Here is a 19,727-nt window from a genome sequence, read left to right on the forward strand (position 1 = left end):
GAGAATGCCGCGACGGCGCAGGCGATGACCAACCGGGCCAAAGGCCCCCCGGGACTGTCCGGGAATTACCGAAACGCGTGTCCGGGAATTACTGAAATCCGTGTCCGGGAATTTGCGAAACCCGCAGTGCGATGGTTACGACGCTTGATGGTTATCCCATGGCGCGCAAAGGGCAGGCGGGAAGGGCCCTCGGCTGGGCATTGGTTGGCTCAGTTGTAGGGGGCATCACCGGCTGGATCGCACTGGTCACATTCGCACCGGTTCTCGCGAAGCTTGCCTTGAAGCTTGGCTCAGCAGAATACGCGGCACTGGCATTCTTTGGTTTGACGATCGTCGTGTCCCTCTCGGGAGGCATGCTTGTGCGGGGCATCCTCTGCGCATTCATCGGAATTGCCATTTCAATCGTTGGCCTCGACCCCACCACCGGTGCGGATCGGTGGACATTCGGTACCATCAACTTGTTCCAGGGAATTAGCATCCTCCCAGCTCTGATCGGGCTCTTCGCTATCCCCGAGATCGTCTTTGCCATGGCAGGACCCCAAATGAGGGTTGCCGGATCATCTAACCTGAAGGGCATGCTTCCACCCTGGTCTGAGATCGTCTCCCGTAAATGGCAGCTCTTGCGCTCATCGGTCATCGGTGTGGGGGTCGGAATTGTGCCAGCACTCGGTGGAAACATCGGCTCGCTCCTTGCTTACGATCAGGAAAGGCGGATCGACCCGGAGGGTAAGAACTATGGGAAGGGTGAGGTCGGTGGCGTGATTGCCTCCGAGGCGGCCAATAACGGCGTGACCGGCGGGGCGCTTATCCCCCTGCTGACCGTGGGCATCCCAGGGGACTCGGTCACCGCGATGCTGATCGGGGGATTGATGATCCACGGATTGCAGCCAGGCCCGCAGCTCTTCGCTTCCTCGAGTGGCGTGATCTATGCCGTACTCGCAGCGTTCTTGCTGGCGAACCTGATGATGTTCTTCATTTCGATCGTGGGCTACCGCTATGTGGTGCGCATCCTGAATGTGCCCAAGCACCTTCTCTATCCAGCGTTACTTTTGACTACGGTTGTGGGTACCTATGCTCTGAACAAGCAAATCTTCGACGTGGGTGTCATGCTCGTCCTGGGTGTCGTCGGGGTGATCGCAACTCTGGCTCGCTTCCCGGTCTATCCGATCGTTCTGGGCTTGGTGCTTGGTCCGATCCTCGAGAGCGAGGCGCGGCGCGCACTCCTGATCAGCGGTGGTGACTGGTCAGTCTTCCTCAGCAGACCCGTATCAGCACTTCTGATTGGCCTCGCGGTTGTGGCACTTTTTGGACCGGTGGTTATGAAATTCCTCAAGCGCCGCACCAAAGTGGCTGAGTCAGTCTCGTAGCTCATGCGCCGGGACTGAACATACAGGCACCTCGAGCAAACACAGGATTATCGCAATGGCGGAAGAAGTAGTTTTATTGACGAACCCGATCCATGGGGATGGGGTAGCAATTCTAGAACGCCATGCAAGACTGATTGTCGCTCCTGATACCAAAGCTGACACCCTGCGCCAATTGGCGCGGGGTGTGAGCGGCATTATTGTGCGCGCCCAGCTCCCCGATGACATTGCCGACCATGCCCCTGGCTTGAAGGGCATTGTTCGTCACGGGGTCGGATTGGACTTCATTCCTGTCCCTCAGGCCACGGCCAAAGGGATTGTTGTCGCCAACCTCCCCGGGAGCAACACCAATGCTGTGGCGGAATATGTTTTCGCTGCCATTCTTGACCTGCGCCGGGGGGCCGCCGTTTTCGATCGAGATCTACGGGACGCGGGCTGGGATAGATCGCGGAGCAGGGCGGAGAAGACCACAGAAATCAGTCCCGACACTCTCGGGATAATCGGAGTTGGCGCTATTGGATCTCGCGTGGCGCAGATCGCGGGGAATGGCTTCGGGATGCGGGTGATCGGCACGTCGCGCCGCACCGGGAATTTGCCCGCCGGTGTCCAGGAAGTGGAGCTGGACCGGATCTTCGAGGAGGCCGATGTGGTCGTGTTGAGCTGTACCTTGACCGATGAGACGCGCGGCCTTGTGGATGCAAGGCGCCTCGCCCTGATGAAGCCGACGGCCGTACTGATCAACGTCTCCCGTGGCGCGGTCATCGAGACATCTTCCTTGAGGGATGCCCTCATTACTGGTCAGATTGCCGGCGCGGCACTGGATGTTCATGATCTTCATCCGCTGCCCCAGGATGATCCAATATATTCCTGCCCGAACTTGATGCTCTCACCCCATGTGGCAGCCATTACGGCCACAAGCTCAAGAGTGATGAGCACTGGCGCAGCGGAAGAAATGTGCCGGATCCTCGCCGGTGAGCCCCCTCTGAATTGCGTGAACCCGGAAGTTCTCGGAAGCTAATTCGTAGGCTCCAGATTCGTTGATTTACAACCAGAACAAGACGGATGCTGCGAGGGCGATCGCAGATAGGAATACCTTCGGACTACGATCGTATCGGGTTGCGATCCGTCGCCAGTCTTTCAGTCGGCCGAACATGATTTCGATCCGGTTCCGTCGTTTGTAGCGACGCTTGTCGTATTTGATTGGCTTATCGCGTGATTTACGCCCAGGGATGCAGGGCGTTATTCCCTTATTGGTGACGAGCATAGGTTACCTCGCGGCAATTGAGGCCATGGCCAAGAAGAAGCTCATCAGCGACAGCGAGGTCGCCGATGAGGCGTTACCGGAGATCAAGTTGTGATCTGGCGCGAACGAATCTCGGCGCACCCCTCCAACGTCAAGCGAATCCCTTGGGGCGTGTTCAACGTAAGCATTCGGCGAAGGCCGTGGGCGCGCCGTATTGATCAGAGGCGTTTGGGTGCGGCTTTTGGTTTACGCGGCTCCGGGGCCCATTTTTTGGCAAGATGCTCGAAGTTATCGAGGATGCGGCCGATCGTATGCGTCCGGTCTGACTGCCCTGCCTGCGTGATAGAGTGGGTGATAGTGTCCATTATGGATAGATGGGATGGTTGCCGCCCTCCCCGACGGCATCGCAATGTGCCAACATGTCGGTAGTGAAACCACATATGAAGCGGAGAGGACGGCAAAATGAATGATATGATAATCGGCGTGGCCAATAGAACGGCTGCAACCGTAGCACACCAGATCGATTTGGCGTCGGCTCCACAGTCAATCACCTGCCGCAATCAAGCGCCAGACCTCCGACGAAAAAGTGTTATGTAAATGCTGAAGAGGCGCGGCCCAGTTCCGCCACGGGGGTGCGTCAATGCGAAAGCGCAGCGCGCGCATGACGGCACCACGCGCCAAGGAATTAGGAGGCAACCGATGCTAAGAATTACACTTCCCGCCGATAGATTTGAGCCCGATATGGCTGCCATAGCCTCCGCATTTGGCATCAGCATCGAGGAGATGTATGACGGCATAGAAATAGGCACGATCAGCCGGTGGTTTGAGGTGGGGGAAGGTGACGCGGATGACAAGCCTCATCAGATTTTCGCCTCTGTGTCGTTTGGGATTAGGGTCGATGTGGACGAACACGGCACCGTGCAGTCGACCAGTAAATACGATGCGGAGAGCGCCGTTTTGCAAACGTGCAGCGAGGCAGGCAGCGATAAAGGTTCGATGCCAGAACGCGCCCCCACCCGATTTGCAGGAAGACCCTGATACCACCCGCAAAGCCCACCTTGATGCACTTCTTGACGAGGCGCTGAACGAGAGCTTCTTCGCCAGCGATCCTATGGCCATCAGCGTGCCTCGTTCGCGGGCGAGGTCTGACGATGAATGATGGTTTGATTTCGGGCACCCGGCAAACGCTTGAGGGTATGTGATGGTTGACCATTCTGATGAAGTGGATGAAGTCCCCCGCCTGAAATGGCCGCGCCACTTTCCGGTGCCGCGCGATTTTGGGGTGGCGAAAGGCGCGCGCATTGCCGAGGGAAAATCCTGGCCCACGCCCGAAGGGGCGACCCGGATCGCGACCTTGCGCATTTACCGCTTCGATCCGGATGGCGACGAGGGCCCGCGGATGGACACCTTCCGCGTCGATCTTGACGATTGCGGGCCGATGCTGCTGGATGCGCTGATCTGGATCAAGTCGAAGGTCGACGCGACGCTGACCTTTCGGCGGTCCTGCCGCGAGGGCGTCTGTGGCTCCTGCGCGATGACCATCGACGGCACCAATTGGACGGCCTGCACGCGCGCCATGAATGAGCTGTCCGAACCTGCCACAATCTACCCGCTGGCCAATCTGCCAGTGATCAAGGATTTGGTGCCCGATCAAACCCATCTTTTCGCACAGCACGCCCTGACCGAGCCTTGGCTGAAAACCGAAACGCCCGCGCCCGAGCGTGAACGCCTGCAATCGGTCGAACAACGCGCAGTCCTCGATGGCTATTACGAATGCATCATGTGCTTTTGCTGCACCTCGGGGTGCCCCAGCCATTGGTGGAACGGTGACCGGTTCTTGGGGCCCGCCGCCCTGCTGACCGCTTGGCGCTGGCTGGCCGACAGCCGCGACGAGGGGCGCGGCGAGCGGCTCGAGGCGCTGGACGATCCGTTCCGGCTTTATCGCTGTCACACGATCCTGAACTGCACCCGCACCTGCCCGCGCGGCCTGAATCCCGGCAAGGCCATCGCCGAGATCAAGCGAATGATGCTGGAGCGCGGCGGCTGAATAGGAAGGAGCACGCCATGAGTTATCCCCGTCCAAAATCCCCGAACATGCAAAATTACCGGCCACAGCTGACCTCGGTCATGTCCTTTGGGCATCGGCTGTCCGGTGTGGCCTTGGCGCTATTCGCCTTCGGCCTTGCCGCCTGGCTGGTTGCAGGTGCGATGGGACCGGCAGCGTTCGACTGCGCGCAGGCGGTCGTGCTGTCAATTCCGGGGCGTGCCGTGCTGTTCCTGCTGACGCTGGCCGTCTTTTATCACCTCTGCAACGGCTTCCGTCACCTGATCTGGGACAGCGTGCGCGCCTTTGAGTTGCGCGCGATTTACACTGGCGGTTGGGCCGTCGTGGCGGCAAGCTTGGTCTTGACCTCAGCGCTGTGGCTCTGGGTGCTGACATGACCCGGCCCCGCATTACGCCCTATTCCGCCGCGCATGGCCTTGGGGCTGCCGGGCACGCCGCACGCCATTGGTGGGCGCAGCGCGTTTCGGCCATCGCATTGGTGCCGTTGGTATTGTGGCTTGTGTGGGCGCTGGCGAACGGTGGCGCGACTGACTACGCGGCGCTCTCAGATTGGCTGAAATCGCCGATCAACACGATCCTGATGATCCTGTTGCTGATTGCAGCCTTCCACCATGCAGCCCTTGGGCTTCAGACCATTGCGGAGGATTACATTCATTCGCGCGCACGCTTTGCCGTGATCGCCCTTGTCCAACTTGCCTGCGCGGCTGGCGGAGCGGCGGGCATCGTGGCAACCTTGCTGATCGCAATAACCAGTTAGAACGGGGCATCACATGTTTATCGAGAAATTCCTGCCGACGGCCCGCAAGCGGATGCACTGCATCGCATCCGACGCCAGCCTTTTGCAGGCGGCAAGGCTGCTGGAGCGGGATCATGACATTCTGTTGGTCTGCGACCACGATGGCCGGATGGTCGGCGTCCTGACCAAAACCGACGCCGTGCGCCAGATCGGCATCTGCACAGGAGCCAGCTGTACAGCACCGGTGACCCAGGCCATGACCCGTGAGGTCAAGACAGAAACACCCAGGGGCCAGTTGAAAGACGTCTGGGAAATGATGAAAAAACACCGACTCAAAAATATCCCGGTTGTCGATCCCGACAGCAAACCTCTCGGTGTGTTGAACGCCCGCGATGTCCTTCAGAACCTCTGGCATGAAGTCCAGCATGAAGAGGATCTGCTGTTCAACTATGTGATGAACGTCGGCTATCGCTGATCTGACTGTGTCGATGGGACGGTGACAGAAACTTAATCCGGAAAGCCAACGGCGAGGGCCAGCCTCGCATTTGTTTCGATACCTAACGCGTGTTTTCCTTTCGACCTTTAACCATCATAAGCATGAAAGGAGGACAAAATGTTCAGCACATGGAAGCAAGGATCGGCACAAGCGACAGCGAAGAACTGCGACATGCCCAGCGCAATTCAGGCCGATGAGCGCATTTGCGTTTCTCGTGCTTATCGCGGCAAAACTTATTGCAAAAACGGTCTTACTGAGTTTCAGCTTGCACCAATTCGATACACCCGTCCCCTTCCCTCTTCCTTCGAAGACGTCACGACCAGCCCCCTTTTCTTACCCAAAGCACCTGACATAAACCCTCGCGCGCTGTGTGCCTGCCAGTCAGTGGCGGCGATAATCGCCTCCATCGTGGAGCCTTCGTCCGCTTGAAGCATCGCGATCGGTAGCGCCTGTTTGGTGCCCGCACGCTGGGTCGGCGGTTTTGGCACGAGCGTTTCAGCCGCCTGTTCGCTGATCGCGACCTCCGCCTGAAGCACCACCGGTTCGATCCCAATCGCTAACAGCCCGACATCCGCGACCACCAACGTAGTCCCATGCCCATCGCCGGTTTCACGCCAGAGCGGTTAGCCCCGGCGCTGGTTGGCGTCGACTTCCTGCAGCCATCCACGCTCGATCATCTTGCTAATGACCATCTTCGCCGCCGCACCGTGCAGCCTCTTTGGCAGCGGCAGAGCACTATTGTCGGGGCGCTGGGCACCGGCGCTGAGGATGACGGTTTGGGTTTCAGTCAGTTTCTTCATGGTGGGTTCCTCTTACTGGTCGTGGATAACAAGGAAAGTTGCGATGCGGCACAGCAGATCATTGTGGCCATACTCGTCAGCCCCAAGGATCACATCGTCGTCGGTTTCCATATCTGCGGCGATGGTTCTCGCTTTGACTGATGCTGCAGATGCCGAGGTTCGGGACGGGCGCGACCTCTATGTCGAACATTGCGCATCCTGCCACGGCGCAGAATTGCAGGGCCAACCGGAATGGCGCAGCCCGGATAAAGGCGGCCTCTACCTTGCCCCGCCGCATGACGAATCCGGCCATACCTGGCAACATGACGATTCGATGTTGACCGACTACATCACGCGTGGCGGGCAGGCGGTGGTGGACGATATGAACGTGTCCTTCACCTCGGGCATGCCGGACTTTGGAATGGTGCTGACCGACAGCGAGATCACGGCCATTCTTGACTACATCAAGTCGACCTGGCCCGACCGCATTCGCGCGACGCAGGCGCAGCGGTCGCAGGATGCGTGGGTCGATTGACGAATGGGCGGGGTGTTCAAACCTTCCTGAACAGGCCGAAATGGAACTGCTGGACGGCACCCCACGGCGTGCGGTGATTATGGTAGATTGACGTCACCCACCGGTAACCCGGCCCCAACCTTTCCGCCAGCAGGGCAGCGTCATAGCGCGCGACCGGCAGGCCGCTGCATTTTTCCGGACCGTCGGGTGCGAATGTGCCGATGATCGCGTGGCCACCAGATGCCAAGGCACGGTCCATTACGCGCAGGTAGGCTTCCTGATCGGCCGGTTCAGTCAGGAAATGGAACGCTGCCCGATCATGCCAGACGTCGAAGTGCCCGGACGACTGCCAATCCAGAACGTTTCCTACGACCCAAGTGACAGGCATATCGTCAGGCAGACGCGCTCGGGTCTTTGCCAGTGCCGTTTCCGAAAGATCGAGCGCCGTGATCTGGCGGAACCCCAAGTCGAGCAGGCAATCCACAAGCCGTGACGATCCTGCCCCGATATCGACGATGGCCGCATCGGGTGTCGCCCCGGTCGAAGCGATCAGATCGAGCGATACTTGAGGGCGGTCCTCGAACCAACTCGTTTCGGCCTCCGCCTTGGTCCGATAGACGCCTTCCCATCTGTCCGGCTTGTCACCCACCTTCGTGCCCTTTCACAGACCGACCCGCCGCATCCGCAGCGTCTTGCTGATAATCGAAACCGGCGAGAGGCTCACCGCCGCCGCGATCTTCGGCGACAGCAGAAACCCAGTGACGGGATAAAGCAACCCCGCCGACTTGGACGGCAGGTTTGGTGGCGCAGAATATCTGCGTCGCATCAGCTCCCCGGTCAGCCGTCAAAGCCAACCGCCGGTGAATCCTGCGCGTCGCAGTCCGTTGACCACGTAAGGACAGGCCTGCATCAGCCGCCACAAAAAATCTGATCGGTAATTCTCATACATGAGTATCACGGGACCGAGATTGATCCCGAAGTGATAGGGCGACGTCCAACCTGAACCGGCGTCTGCTTCGTTCTGAAAGCTCAGATTGAAGCTGCACCGAAAGCAGTATTCGCCGGTAACTTGCGGATACACATCCTGAAAATGCATGATCGTCGGCAAGACAATTTCTGGGGCGAACGGCAGCGACGCCACCACGGCCCACGGCGCCACCGTGCCATCGTCAGGGCCGTAGGGTGCGCCGCGGGCGACATAGTCGAAGAAGTTGCGTTCGATGCCATCGATGCGGCGCGTCGTCCAGCCGGGCCCGTCGCTCGCGGTCAACCCCCAGAAGTTTTCTCCGTAGCCCGCAAATTCAAGCGGATTGCGGATCGCATACTCTCGCTGGACATAGGTAGCGCGACGGCTGTTCTCGAAATAGTCGATGTCCTTGTTTCGGGTGTATGCATCCTGGATTCGGCGGAAGTCGATCCAGATGTGCGAGTACTGGTGGATGAACAGTGGGCCGCCATAGATGAATTCGTAGCCGTAGATTTCCTTCCATTGGTAGGTCGAGACCCATGCCGCGTAGCTCTCCGCAGCGAGGGGAAAGGTTGGCGAGCCCAAGCCGAGGACGTAGAGAAGGGCAGCCTCGTCATAACCTTCCCATCGGTAAGGCAGAAATCCGCGTTCGGGAGTCCACCCGTGGGTGATCGTCGCACCACCGTTGCACGCCCATTGCCAGTCGGCCCGGAGGTAGAGAGCGTCGGCCAGCGTCCGGATCTCGTGTTCGTCTTCGCTGTCCTGATCGAAATACCTCGCGGCGGCGAGCATACCGGCCAGCAGAAAGCCGGTATCGACGGTTGACAGCTCGCAATCGCCTGCACGCCGCCCGGTCGTCATGTCAAGAAAGTGATAGTAGAAGCCCTTGTGCCCAGTCATGTCAGAGCCCGTGCCCTGCGGGCTGTTCCAGAAGAACCGCAACGCTGCCAAAGTCCGCTCGATTGCGTTGGCACGCGAGATCCACGCGCGCTCGACACCGACGGGATAGGCCGCGAGCGCGAAAGCCACAGCCGCGATGCTCGAGGGGGAGTCCGCCTGCGATTTGTCGGCCACGAGGCCATTCGCGGGATTGGTTTCGTTCAGGAAGTAGTCGAATGCATGACGCTGCAACGCATCCAGTCTCTCGTCCCCCGAATCTGCTGGGCTGGCATGCGGTTGCCGCTTCATGATGGTCCTCCGTTTGGAAACGCCGACAGAACGCGTCTCTCCCCTGTCGCAGCCCTACCGATCGGTTGACTTTTCGAGATGTCCGCCGAACTCAAATCGCATCGAGGACGTAAGCCTGTCGGCAAAATCCGCCTCGCCGCGCGAGCTGAAACGCGCGTATAGCGCCGTGCTGAGCACCGGAGCTGGGACATTTTCATCGATCGCCGCCTTGATCGTCCATCGGCCTTCTCCGGAATCCGACACACTTCCCCCAAACGCTGCGAGCGTTGGATCCTTGCTCAGGGAGGTCGCCGTCAAGTCCAGCAACCACGAGGAAATGACGCTGCCCCGCCGCCAGACTTCCGCGATATCACCAAGATCGAGATCGAACTGGAACGCCTCGGGATTGCGGAGCGGGGTTGTCTCTGCATCGGCGATCCGGTCGCTATTGCCTACATTGGCGTGCTTCAAAATGTTCATGCCCTCGGCATACGATGCCATCAGGCCATGTTCGATACCGTTATGCACCATCTTTACAAAGTGACCCGCACCGCTTGGGCCACAGTGCAAATAGCCATGTTCCGCTGTGCCGCCCAGCTTCTCCCGTCCTGGAGTGCGGGGGATGTCGCCTATTCCCGGCGCCAGCGTCTTGAACACCGGATCAAGGTGTTTCACCGCGTCGCTTGGCCCGCCGATCATCAGACAATAGCCGCGCTCCAACCCCATGATGCCGCCGCTGGTGCCGCAATCGAGGTAGTGAACCCCCTTGGCCGCAAGTTCAGTGGCACGCCGCATGTCGTCGACGTAGTAAGAATTCCCACCGTCGACGAGAATGTCACCAGGATCGAGCAGTGGCAGAATGTCCGCGATAAGTTGCTCGACCAACGCAGCCGGAACCATCATCCAGATTACCCTCGGTTTGTGCGGCTTTTCAACGAAATCCGCTAGCGACGAAGTCCCGATAGCGCCTTCCTGTGTCAGCAACCCCACCGTTTCGGATGACTTGTCGAAAACCACACATTGGTGATCTTCCTTGAGCAGGCGCCGCACCATGTTTGCCCCCATCCGTCCAAGACCGATCATTCCGATTTGCATGTTACTTTCCTTTTTCAGAGCGGATTGTCAGATGGGCGCGTTTTATTCCCGGGTGAGGGGGGCGTGCGTGAATTCCGGTTCAGGGACGCCGGACAACATCGACTTCGACGCCAGGACTCCTGCAAAAACCCGGATGGCTTGCTCACCTGGAACCGACTGGTTAACGAACGTTGCGTCGTTGGCCTTCGTTCCAAAGACGAATAACCGGCTCTTCCAGGTTGTGGTGATACCCCAGAATACTGTGTGTGGCGGTGTCGAGATAGAGATGGCGGGCGTCTGCCGCAGGAATGCCGAGCCAGCGGACCGCGAGGACGCGCAGGAGGTCGCGATGGGCGAAGACGAGCACGTTGCCGTCGAGCATCCGGGTCCGGGCAATCACATTGTCCGCGCGATCACTGACGGCTTGCAGTGTTTCTCCGTCCGGGCAACCGTCCTTGAACAAGCTCCATCCTGGTCGCTCGGCCTGGATCTCCGCCGTGCGCCTGCCTTCGTTTGCGCCATAATCCCATTCCATCAGATCGGGATCGAGTTCCGCCCGATCGCCGAAACCCGCCAACACCGCCGTCTGCCGGGCGCGTTGCAACGGGCTGGTAAGAACCTTGAGGAAGCTCTGCCCTTGTAATAGCCCCCCCAGTTTCTGCGCATCCCGTTCACCGCGATCGGTCAGCGGAATATCCGTGCGACCGGTCGCCTGCCCGGTAAGGCTCCAGGCGGTCTCGCCATGCCGGACAAGATGGATCTGTGGAAGGACGCCGCCGCTCATGTGCGCACGGGGCTTTTGGGCCCTGCACCATTCGACCCCCATTTCCAATTGCGGATCTCAGGCATATCCTCGCCGTGTTGCCGGATGTAGCGCGCGTGCTCAACGAGCTTGTCGTCGATGAATTGAGCGAAATCGGCGGTGCTTGCACCCAATCCGGGCACGCGGTCAACAGCGGCCTTGGCCAGATGGAAGCGGTCGAGTTCGTTGAGCACCACCATGTCGAAGGGTGTCGTGGTGGTTCCCTCTTCCTTGAATCCATGAACGTGCAGATTGTGATGGTTGGTTCGATTATAGGTCAGCTTGTGAATCAGCGCGGGGTAGCCGTGGTAGGCAAAGATGACGGGTTTGTCCCTGGTGAACAGGGTGTCGAAATCCTCGTCGCTAAGGCCGTGCGGATGCTGGCTCTGTGACTGCAACGTCATCAGGTCCACCACATTGATGACCCGAATTTTCAGCACGGGGAAATGCTGTCGCAAGATATCGACCGCAGCCAGGGCTTCCATGGTCGGCACATCCCCGGCGCAGGCCATCACGAAATCCGGCTCGCCGCCTTCGTCATTGCTGGCCCAATCCCAGACGCCCAGCCCGGCGGTGCAGTGCTGGATGGCTGCATCCATATCGAGCCACTGCGGCGATGGCTGTTTCCCGGCAACGATGACATTCACGTAATTCCGGCTGCGCAGGCAATGATCTGTGACCGACAGCAGGGTATTGGCATCGGGCGGAAGATAGACGCGGACGACCTCTGCCTTCTTGTTTATGACATGGTCAATAAAGCCCGGATCCTGATGGCTGAAACCGTTGTGATCTTGCCGCCACACGTGTGAAGAGAGCAGGTAGTTGAGCGACGCAATTGGTCGCCGCCATGGAATCTGGTTGGCGACGTCGAGCCATTTGGCATGCTGGTTGAACATCGAGTCGATGATGTGGATGAAGGCCTCATAGCATGAGAAAAAGCCATGTCTGCCGGTGAGCAGATAGCCTTCGAGCCAGCCTTCGCACTGGTGTTCGCTTAAAACTTCCATCACCCGGCCGTCCGGTGCGACGTGATCGTCGCCAGGGATAATCTCTGCGGTCGAGCAACGGTTCGTCACCTCGAACACCGCGCCCCAGCGGTTCGACGCCGTTTCGTCCGGACTGAATACACGGAACGTCTCCGGGTTCAATTTAACCACGTCGCGGATCATCTGGCCCTGGATGCGCGTCGCTTCGGCGCTCACGCTGCCAGGTTTCGGTATCTCCACCGCGTAGTCGCGAAAATCCGGCAGGGTCAGCTCACGCAACAGCAGACCGCCGTTGGCGTGCGGATTGGCGCCCATCCGCCGTGTCCCGCGCGGAGCCATTTCAGCAAGTTCGGGTTTGAGCCTGCCGGTCTCGTCAAAAAGTTCGCGCGGGCGATAACTCTCCAGCCACTCCTCCAGTATTTTCACATGCCCCGGGTGGCTCATGTCGCCCATCGGCACCTGGTGCGAGCGATATGTGCCCTCGGTCTGTTTGCCGTCCACCTCCTTCGGGCCGGTCCATCCCTTCAGCGAGCGCAGGATGATCATCGGCCAGAGCGGCCGCACCTTGAACCCATTCGCACGTGCCTCTGTCTGGATCTCCCGAATGCTTGCGATCACCGTATCGAGGGTCGCGGCCATCAGCTGATGCATCTCCATTGGATCGTCGCCTTCGACGAAATGCGGGGTGTAGCCGTAGCCGCGGAACAGGGATTCAAGCTCGTCACGGGGAATACGGGCAAGTACGGTGGGGCCCGCAATCTTGTAGCCGTTCAGGTGCAGGATCGGCAGGACCGCACCGTCATGCACCGGATTGAGAAACTTGTTCGAGTGCCAGCTGGTGGCGAGTGGACCAGTTTCCGCCTCACCGTCGCCAACAACGCACGCGACCAAAAGGTCTGGGTTATCGAAGGCGGCACCATAGGCATGTGACAGGCAATAGCCGAGCTCCCCGCCCTCATTGATGGAGCCCGGTGTTTCTGCTGCGACGTGACTGGGGATGCCACCGGGAAAGGAAAACTGCTTGAACAGCTTTTTCATCCCTGCTTCATCCTGCGTGATGTCCGGGTAGAACTCGCTGTAACTCCCTTCAAGATAGGTATTGGCCACGAGGGCCGGGCCACCGTGCCCGGGGCCGGTGACATACAGCACGTTCAGGTCATGGTTGTTGATAATACGGTTCAAATGGACATAGACGAAGTTCAACCCAGGGGTGGTTCCCCAGTGGCCAAGCAGTCGCGGCTTCACATGCTCAAGGCTCAGGGGAATTTCGAGCAAAGGGTTGTCGTGCAAATAGATCTGGCCAACGGAGAGATAGTTGGCTGCGCGCCAATAGGCGTCCATCGTTTGTATCAGGTCGGGCGACAGCGGCTTGTTCATGGTGCTATTCCTCGCAATGGGTGTACCGGGGTAAAACGTGTCGAATTGGATGGAGAAACAATGGTAAGCGCGAGAGTGCCGCACGCCGCGCCTATTTCCGAATGCGGCGTGTGGATCTCGACCGGATCAAGGTCGGTAAGTGATGCCACTTGCTCCTTTACCGACGGGAATGTTGGCAAGAACCGTTTGGCTTGCAACGTCGATCACCGAGACGGTCCCATCGAACATGTTGGCCACAAACACATCTTTACCGTCGCCGCTGACCGCTACGCCATGCGCGCCGCTTCCGGTGCGGATTGTTGCCGTGACACTATTTGTAGCAACATCGATGACTGACACCGTATCGTCAGGAATGGCTTCGGTTCCCTGATTGGCGACATAAACGAAGCGCCCATCCGGTGTGGCATTGAGCTGGATCGGGCCGCGTCCGACTTCAACGGTCGCAATAACCGTTTGCGTCTTCGTATCGATCACCGCCACGCTGTTCTTGTCGCGCAGCGAGACATAGACGCGGCTGCCGTCAGGGAGGAAACCAACCTGCACCGGGGTGACGCCGACATCGATCCGGGCCACTTCCTTCAGCGTGCTGGTGTCGACGACCGATACGTTGCCGCTATTCACGTTCGCCACCCAGATCACGCGCCCATCGGGGCTTGTCCGCTGACCGTGCGGATAATCCCCCGTGGCTACCGTCGCGATGACCTCTCGCGAGGCCAGGTCGATGACGCTCAACGTGTCATCTTCGGCATTGGTCACGAAGGCGCGTTTGCCGTCGATGTCAGTGATGACATGCGCAGGATGCATTCCCACCGGGATGTGCGCCATCGGACCTGCGGCAAGGTCTTGGGGATCGAACAGGACCAGTTCGCCTGCGCCCTCCATGCCCTCCATGGAGCCGGGGGTCTGTTCTCCGCCATGTTCATCGCCGCCACCAGCTGCAAGACCAACGGCAAGCAGCAGGCTGCCATCGGGGCTGATCTGCACATTGTGAGGCACGATCGTGGCCGGAGCGGTGGTGACATCGCCGCTCGCCAGATCAATCCGGCTGAGGGTGCTGCTATATTCGTCCGCGGTGAAAACCATGCCGCCTGCCGGGAGGGCCGCCACGGTCTGGGCAATTCCGGCGCTGCCCCAGGCGATCGTGGCGGCGGTCACCGCCACGATCAGACTACGCCGACGCATCTTGCCAGCATGAGGATGAATGGATCCGAGGATCCGGTCTGCGCCCCGAAGGGCCCGATTTTCGTGTATCATTTTGGCTTTTCCTTTAAGATCTGATTCCCGACCGATTGAGGCCGGGGTCCAACGAATTGGCATCCCTGAGGAGGCCACGGCATCACGCAGTTGAGATGATCTTGGGTGGAAATGGGTCGGGTGCTGCGTTTCGACCCAGCGTCATGGCAAAGTCTCGCTTAAAGATATCTGAGCCAGTGGCGCGGGGCACGGCCTGCTCGAAGGAGTGCGGGGTCGGCGCGCAGAAGGCACAAGCGATATGCATCCCTGACCCGCTATGATGCGTCTTCTGACTGGGTTGATCGCAACACGGAACGGGATGCGCCGTCACTGCCGCAACTTTCTGCGCGTTCGCTGATCCCGACGCGATTGCTGGTACACCGCCGACAACTACGCCGCTCACCAGCAACAGAGCGACAAACAACAAGGGATAAGCGTTCGACATCTTGAAGTGGGTGTAGGCGCTGAATGCGGTGGCAATTGCGCCCGCGATGAAGGAAAGCTGAAACAGCGGTCCCGCCAGCTCGGCGATCTGACCGCTCAGCCCGAAGATGCCTGCGCCAATCATCATGCTGGTACCAATCGCAACGGTGCCGTGCAGGGCGATGCTGTTGACCAAATCCACGGCTTTCAAGTGAGGTTGGCCTGCAGACGCGTTCATAGCCTGACCCGCTTCAACAGCTGCGCATTGATCGCCACCACGATTGTGCTCGCCGACATTAGCACCGCGCCGATCGCGGGGGTAAGCACGATGCCCCACGGTGCCAAAACGCCTGCAGCAAGGGGTATAGCGAAGATGTTATAACCTGCCGCCCACCAGAGATTCTGCATCATCTTTCGGTATGTGGCTTGGCTCAGGGTGATGATCCGGGGGATGTCACGCGGATCGGACCGCACCAGCACAATGTGGCCGGCCTCGACGGCGACGTCCGCGCCCGCCCCGATCGCGATCCCGATATCGGCGGTGGCCAGGGCCGGGGCGTCGTTGACGCCGTCGCCGATCATGGCGACTTTCTTGCCTTGGGCCTGAAGTTCCCGGACCTTCGAGGCTTTCTCCTCTGGCAACACTTCCGCGAACACGGTGTCGATGCCAAGTTCCTTGGCGACGGCATCGGCCACGGCTTGCGCGTCGCCGGTCAGCATGGCGACTTCGATCCCCCGGTCATGCAGCGCTGCGATGGCTTCGCGGCTTTCTTCGCGGATCGCGTCCGCCACAGCGTAGACGGCAAGCGCTTTGCCTTCGCGAACCAGATATATCGCCGCCTGCCCACGGTCGGCCGCAGCCCCGGCGGCCTCCAAAAGCGCTGGCGGCACTTGGACATTCTCGGCCTTGAGGAGCGCCGGGCCGCCCATGTGGTATTCTGCGCCGTCGATCGTTGCTGCCACACCCTTTCCGGTGATCGAGCGGAAGCCGTCGGCTGATGGGACCGCAATGCCTTTGTCTTCCGCAGTCTTCACGATCCCTCGGGCAATCGGATGTTGGGACTCGGCTTCAATACCGGACGCGATCCGAAGCGCTTCATTCTCTGAAAGGCCGTCCGCGACGGACATTGCGACAACCCGGAACTCGCCCAGCGTCAACGTGCCCGTCTTGTCGAAGATTACGGTGTCGAGATTGCGGGCCTCCTCCAAGCCACGCCGGTCCCGCACAAGCAGCCCGTTCTGCGCCCCCAGCGTCGTGGATATGGCCACCACGAGCGGCACCGCCAGCCCCAATGCGTGTGGGCAGGCAATCACCAGAACCGTCACCATCCGCACCACGGAAAAGTCTATCTCTGCCCCGGCCAGTTGCCACGCGGCGAAAGTCAAGACGGCAGCGACGATCGCGGCAACCGTCAGAAGCCGGGCTGCGCGGTCGGCAAGATGCTGCGCTCTGGATTTGGACGTCTGCGCATCGGCCACCAGCCGCATGATGCCGGACAGCTTTGTCTTGTCGCCCGTTCCGGTGACTTCGATGCGCAGAGAACCTTCGCCGTTGATCGTCGCGGCGATCACTTCGTCGCCTTCGCCTTTTCTCACGGGTCGCGATTCGCCAGTGATCATCGCCTCGTCGATGTCGCTTGTTCCCTTGCGAACCACCCCATCCGCGGGAACACTTTCACCCGGGCGCACGAGAAGCAGGTCGCCGTTCTGCAAGGCGCTTATGGCGACCTCTTCCTCGCCTGCATCGGTGATCCTCGTTGCGGTATCCGGCAAAAGCTTTGCCAGTTCCTTCAGGGCGCCCTCGGCCTGATTTATGGACCGCATCTCGATCCAGTGGCCGAGCAGCATGATCGTGACCAGCGTTGCCAGTTCCCACCACAGCGCACTCGCGTCAATAAATCCAAGCTGAACAACCCATGAGAACACGAAGGCAACCGTGATGGCGAGCGAGATCAGGGTCATCATCCCCGGCAGCCGGTCTTTCAACTCTCGCCACGCGCCTTGCAGGAAGACCAGACCGCCGTAGAGGAATACGGCCGTGGACAAGACAGCCGGCATCCAGTCTGATCCGGGGAACGCCGGGGCTTGGTAGCCCAGCAAATCCTCGATGTGGGCAGACCAGATGACCACCGGAACAGTGACAGCCAGCGACAGCCAGAAGCGGTCCCGGAACATCGCGGGAGAATGGCCCTGGTGTTTGTCGTGGTTTTCGTGGCCCGCATGGCCGGATGGTTGTTTCGGCCTGTCGGTCTGCTTGTCAGTTGAGGGTGTCGATGCATCCGACACCCTGTCGTCGTGTCGGTCATTGCCTGCGTGTGCGCCCAGCGTGGCGGCAGGGATATCGGTCTTTGACTTCGGCCCGGTCGACACGACCGCGGCATCCGGTTCGCCCTTGTCTAAGTGGCCTTTGTGCTTGTCGGTGTGCAGATCTTCGGCAACGGGCACATCTTTCGCCTGTTTGGCGCGTTGCAGGCCAAGCTCACGTACAGTCGATTTAATATCGGCAACCGCAACGCGGGTTTCGTCATAGCGAACCGTGGCGCTTTCCGCTGCGAAATTCACCGTAACACTTTCAACGTCAGGCACCTCGCCAATCCGGCTTTCCACTTCGTCGAGGCTCCACACCGACAACATGTCGCCCACTTTGATTACGCTCGTTTTCATTCTGTCATCCTTCGTGTGGGCACCAAGTGCGGCATCAGTTCTCTCAGCGTCGGTCGATCGAGAGCGGCTCTCATTGCGGATCGCGCTTGCACGACCTGCCGTTCATTGCGCGATTGACCCAGACCCCACCCGCGGAGTTTGCTTATGCCAACGCCGTTTCTACGTGTCTATTTGCCGGACCAGACCTGATAGCGGTCGAAGACGCTCGCTGCTGGTCGGGGTGGGTATCGCCGTGGCAGGCCGATACGATATCAGCAGCAGGGGAAGCCGCGCTGGGAATAGCGCGCGGGCTCAGACGTTCGCGGAGAGACTCGGGGGACGGAAACCGGGCGACGGCGCGAGGCCGGGATGAACCTCATCGAGCAGCACCACAACAACATCAGCAACCGCTGCCCTTGCAATGGCCGCCGTTGAGATCAGCGGCGTGCAAAACGAACATACGCTGGTGTTGCAGCAGAGGGTGCCATGGGCTTCATCCGCATCATCGGCACAATGCTGCTCTATGGTCAACGCGTGTTCCACAGTTGCGAGCTTAAACGAAAGTGATGCTGCGGATGCGGCGTGGTCGCCCATATTGGCATGGACGAGGCCTGACGTTGAAAAGGCAAACACCAGCAGCAAAACAAGACAGCGCCGCAAGCCCCACGTCGCAAAAAGCGGATCCTTTCTGCGCAGCCATGTACGGGGTTGCCACATGCGGTATTCTGCCTATCCCAAATGAATCCGGATCAATTGTAACATAGAATACCCGTCCCAGTTACACACTGATCTAGATCAACTCAGCAATGACCGGTGAGACTACATTCTGACTTCACCTTCTAAATCCCAGCAAGGGGCCGAAGCATGATACTTGAGAAATGACCATCGGTGCCGCCCTGCGCCTCCTTGCGGTCATGGTGCTTTGGGCCTCCTGCTTTCCGCTCATCACCATAGGCCTGGATCTGGCGCCGCATCTCGCCTTCGCGACCTTGCGGGCCGCGCTGGCCGGGGTTTGCCTGATTGCCCTCGGATTGCTTCTTCATCGTCCGATACCTGTCGGTGGTCGTTCCTGGATCCTGATCGTATCGGTTGGGCTCGGGGCAACGAGCATGGGCTTTTTCGGTATGTTCCACGCGGCAGAGTTCGTTTCGCCAGGACTCGCGACTGTCATCGTGAACGTGCAGCCGATCATTGCGGCGGTTCTCGCGCATGTCTTCCTGGGTGAACGTCTCAATGCAATTGGAAAGATCGGGCTGGCGGTCGGCTTGGCTGGTATCGTCGTCATCGCCTCGCCGGGCCTCGGCGCTGGCCACACCCAAGGCTACTCCCTCGGTATCGCCTATGTCGTCGTCGCGGCAACCGGTGTTTCCGTGGGCAATGTTGCCATCAAGCGCCTCACTGGTCAGGTTGACCCGATCATGGCAATGGGCTTTCAGTTCCTCGTCGGTGCGGTACCCTTGGCACTCATATCCATGATGACAGAAGATGTTTCATCGCTGACGTGGTCAACGAAATTTGTCCTGATCCTCGTGGCTCTCGCGGTCTTCGGATCAGCGCTTGCATTCTGGCTTTGGTTCGAGGCGTTGAAGCAAGTGAAGCTCAATCGGGCAAATGCCTTCACATTTCTGGTGCCGATCTTCGGTCTCATGATCGGCGCTGCCTTTTTCGGTGAGAGACTCGAGGTGATCCAGATCGCGGGTGTCATCCTGGTGCTGGGCGGTATTATGCTGGTGCAGCGGGACAGCGGTGTAGCCCTGCGGCGCCAAGTTCCATCCACGCATTCGTCGACCAAAAAAATCGAACCGTTGTGCGAGGATGTACGCCGAAGGTGATTGTCGATGAGCCCTAACTGACCCAG

Annotated in this window: 19 protein-coding genes and 2 pseudogenes; 9 read left to right on the forward strand and 12 right to left on the reverse strand. The window is 59.5% G+C overall.

Annotation, left to right across the window (positions count from 1 at the left end; translation table 11 throughout):
- The first annotated feature begins 131 nt into the window (after positions 1 to 131).
- On the forward strand, positions 132 to 1,367 hold the full coding sequence (locus FQ320_RS03975; protein ID WP_187393764.1) for a tripartite tricarboxylate transporter permease: 1,236 nt from the start codon (positions 132 to 134) through the stop codon (positions 1,365 to 1,367).
- 55 nt (positions 1,368 to 1,422) lie between these two features.
- On the forward strand, positions 1,423 to 2,382 hold the full coding sequence (locus FQ320_RS03980) for an NAD(P)-dependent oxidoreductase (protein ID WP_148470309.1): 960 nt from the start codon (positions 1,423 to 1,425) through the stop codon (positions 2,380 to 2,382).
- A gap of 24 nt (positions 2,383 to 2,406) precedes the next feature.
- On the opposite strand, the pseudogene FQ320_RS03985 reads toward FQ320_RS03980, so the two are convergent.
- Positions 2,407 to 2,616, reverse strand: a pseudogene (locus tag FQ320_RS03985) (transposase); the annotation flags it as partial.
- A gap of 690 nt (positions 2,617 to 3,306) precedes the next feature.
- Between FQ320_RS03985 and FQ320_RS03990 the strand changes: the two are divergent.
- The 5 genes from FQ320_RS03990 to FQ320_RS04010 all read left to right on the forward strand — a co-directional run bounded on the left by FQ320_RS03990 (position 3,307) and on the right by FQ320_RS04010 (position 5,883).
- Positions 3,307 to 3,645: a DUF6522 family protein gene (locus FQ320_RS03990; protein WP_148470311.1), complete on the forward strand. Its 339-nt coding sequence runs from the start codon at positions 3,307 to 3,309 to the stop codon at positions 3,643 to 3,645.
- Positions 3,646 to 3,808: 163 nt separating this feature from the next.
- Positions 3,809 to 4,654, forward strand: coding sequence for a succinate dehydrogenase iron-sulfur subunit (locus tag FQ320_RS03995; RefSeq protein WP_148470313.1), 846 nt, complete (start codon positions 3,809 to 3,811; stop codon positions 4,652 to 4,654).
- 17 nt (positions 4,655 to 4,671) lie between these two features.
- On the forward strand, positions 4,672 to 5,049 hold the full coding sequence (gene sdhC, locus FQ320_RS04000; protein ID WP_148470315.1) for a succinate dehydrogenase, cytochrome b556 subunit: 378 nt from the start codon (positions 4,672 to 4,674) through the stop codon (positions 5,047 to 5,049).
- A complete protein-coding gene (gene sdhD / locus FQ320_RS04005) occupies positions 5,046 to 5,429 on the forward strand; it encodes a succinate dehydrogenase, hydrophobic membrane anchor protein (RefSeq protein ID WP_148470317.1) in 384 nt (127 codons plus the stop codon). The genes sdhC and sdhD overlap by 4 nt, the downstream gene beginning before the upstream one ends.
- A gap of 13 nt (positions 5,430 to 5,442) precedes the next feature.
- Positions 5,443 to 5,883 (forward strand): CBS domain-containing protein, encoded by a 441-nt coding sequence (locus FQ320_RS04010; RefSeq protein WP_148470319.1) that lies wholly within the window; start codon positions 5,443 to 5,445, stop codon positions 5,881 to 5,883.
- A 281-nt stretch (positions 5,884 to 6,164) separates the two neighbouring features.
- On the opposite strand, the pseudogene FQ320_RS04015 reads toward FQ320_RS04010, so the two are convergent.
- Positions 6,165 to 6,704: pseudogene (locus FQ320_RS04015) on the reverse strand (DUF3489 domain-containing protein).
- Positions 6,705 to 6,837: 133 nt separating this feature from the next.
- Here FQ320_RS04015 and FQ320_RS04020 point away from each other — a divergent pair.
- On the forward strand, positions 6,838 to 7,218 hold the full coding sequence (locus tag FQ320_RS04020) for a cytochrome c (RefSeq protein WP_255509361.1): 381 nt from the start codon (positions 6,838 to 6,840) through the stop codon (positions 7,216 to 7,218).
- Between the two features lie 16 nt (positions 7,219 to 7,234).
- Here FQ320_RS04020 and FQ320_RS04025 read toward each other — a convergent pair whose 3' ends face one another.
- The 10 genes from FQ320_RS04025 to FQ320_RS04065 all read right to left on the reverse strand — a co-directional run bounded on the left by FQ320_RS04025 (position 7,235) and on the right by FQ320_RS04065 (position 18,586).
- Entirely contained in the window at positions 7,235 to 7,846 is a 612-nt protein-coding gene (locus FQ320_RS04025) for a trans-aconitate 2-methyltransferase (protein WP_148470321.1), read from the reverse strand.
- 12 nt (positions 7,847 to 7,858) lie between these two features.
- Positions 7,859 to 8,023 carry a hypothetical protein gene (locus FQ320_RS25500; RefSeq protein WP_187393784.1) on the reverse strand — a complete coding sequence of 55 codons (165 nt, stop codon included), beginning with the start codon at positions 8,021 to 8,023 and terminating at the stop codon, positions 7,859 to 7,861.
- Between the two features lie 18 nt (positions 8,024 to 8,041).
- Positions 8,042 to 9,352 (reverse strand): glucoamylase family protein, encoded by a 1,311-nt coding sequence (locus FQ320_RS04030; RefSeq protein WP_148470323.1) that lies wholly within the window; start codon positions 9,350 to 9,352, stop codon positions 8,042 to 8,044.
- A gap of 54 nt (positions 9,353 to 9,406) precedes the next feature.
- Positions 9,407 to 10,426 (reverse strand): phosphogluconate dehydrogenase (NAD(+)-dependent, decarboxylating), encoded by a 1,020-nt coding sequence (gene gnd, locus FQ320_RS04035; RefSeq protein WP_148470325.1) that lies wholly within the window; start codon positions 10,424 to 10,426, stop codon positions 9,407 to 9,409.
- A gap of 160 nt (positions 10,427 to 10,586) precedes the next feature.
- The gene (locus FQ320_RS04040; protein WP_148470327.1) at positions 10,587 to 11,189 is read right to left on the reverse strand and encodes a histidine phosphatase family protein; all 603 of its coding nucleotides are present in this window, start codon (positions 11,187 to 11,189) and stop codon (positions 10,587 to 10,589) included.
- Entirely contained in the window at positions 11,186 to 13,570 is a 2,385-nt protein-coding gene (locus FQ320_RS04045) for a phosphoketolase (RefSeq protein ID WP_148470329.1), read from the reverse strand. Before FQ320_RS04045 ends, FQ320_RS04040 begins: the two co-directional genes overlap by 4 nt.
- Before the next feature lie 126 nt (positions 13,571 to 13,696).
- Positions 13,697 to 14,725, reverse strand: a complete 1,029-nt coding sequence (locus FQ320_RS04050; protein WP_187393765.1) for a cytochrome D1 domain-containing protein — start codon at positions 14,723 to 14,725, stop codon at positions 13,697 to 13,699.
- Between the two features lie 181 nt (positions 14,726 to 14,906).
- Positions 14,907 to 15,464 (reverse strand): hypothetical protein, encoded by a 558-nt coding sequence (locus FQ320_RS26820; RefSeq protein ID WP_370513012.1) that lies wholly within the window; start codon positions 15,462 to 15,464, stop codon positions 14,907 to 14,909.
- Positions 15,461 to 17,890: a heavy metal translocating P-type ATPase gene (locus FQ320_RS04060; protein WP_148470333.1), complete on the reverse strand. Its 2,430-nt coding sequence runs from the start codon at positions 17,888 to 17,890 to the stop codon at positions 15,461 to 15,463. The genes FQ320_RS26820 and FQ320_RS04060 overlap by 4 nt, the downstream gene beginning before the upstream one ends.
- A 291-nt stretch (positions 17,891 to 18,181) precedes the next feature.
- Positions 18,182 to 18,586, reverse strand: coding sequence for a hypothetical protein (locus FQ320_RS04065; protein WP_148470334.1), 405 nt, complete (start codon positions 18,584 to 18,586; stop codon positions 18,182 to 18,184).
- A gap of 161 nt (positions 18,587 to 18,747) precedes the next feature.
- On the opposite strand from FQ320_RS04065, the gene FQ320_RS04070 reads away from it, so the two are divergent.
- Complete coding sequence (locus tag FQ320_RS04070) at positions 18,748 to 19,701, forward strand: DMT family transporter (RefSeq protein WP_148470336.1); 954 nt, start codon at positions 18,748 to 18,750, stop codon at positions 19,699 to 19,701.
- The last annotated feature ends 26 nt before the right edge of the window (positions 19,702 to 19,727 follow it).

Source organism: Oceaniovalibus sp. ACAM 378 (assembly GCF_008085915.1).
GTDB lineage: Bacteria > Pseudomonadota > Alphaproteobacteria > Rhodobacterales > Rhodobacteraceae > Oceaniglobus.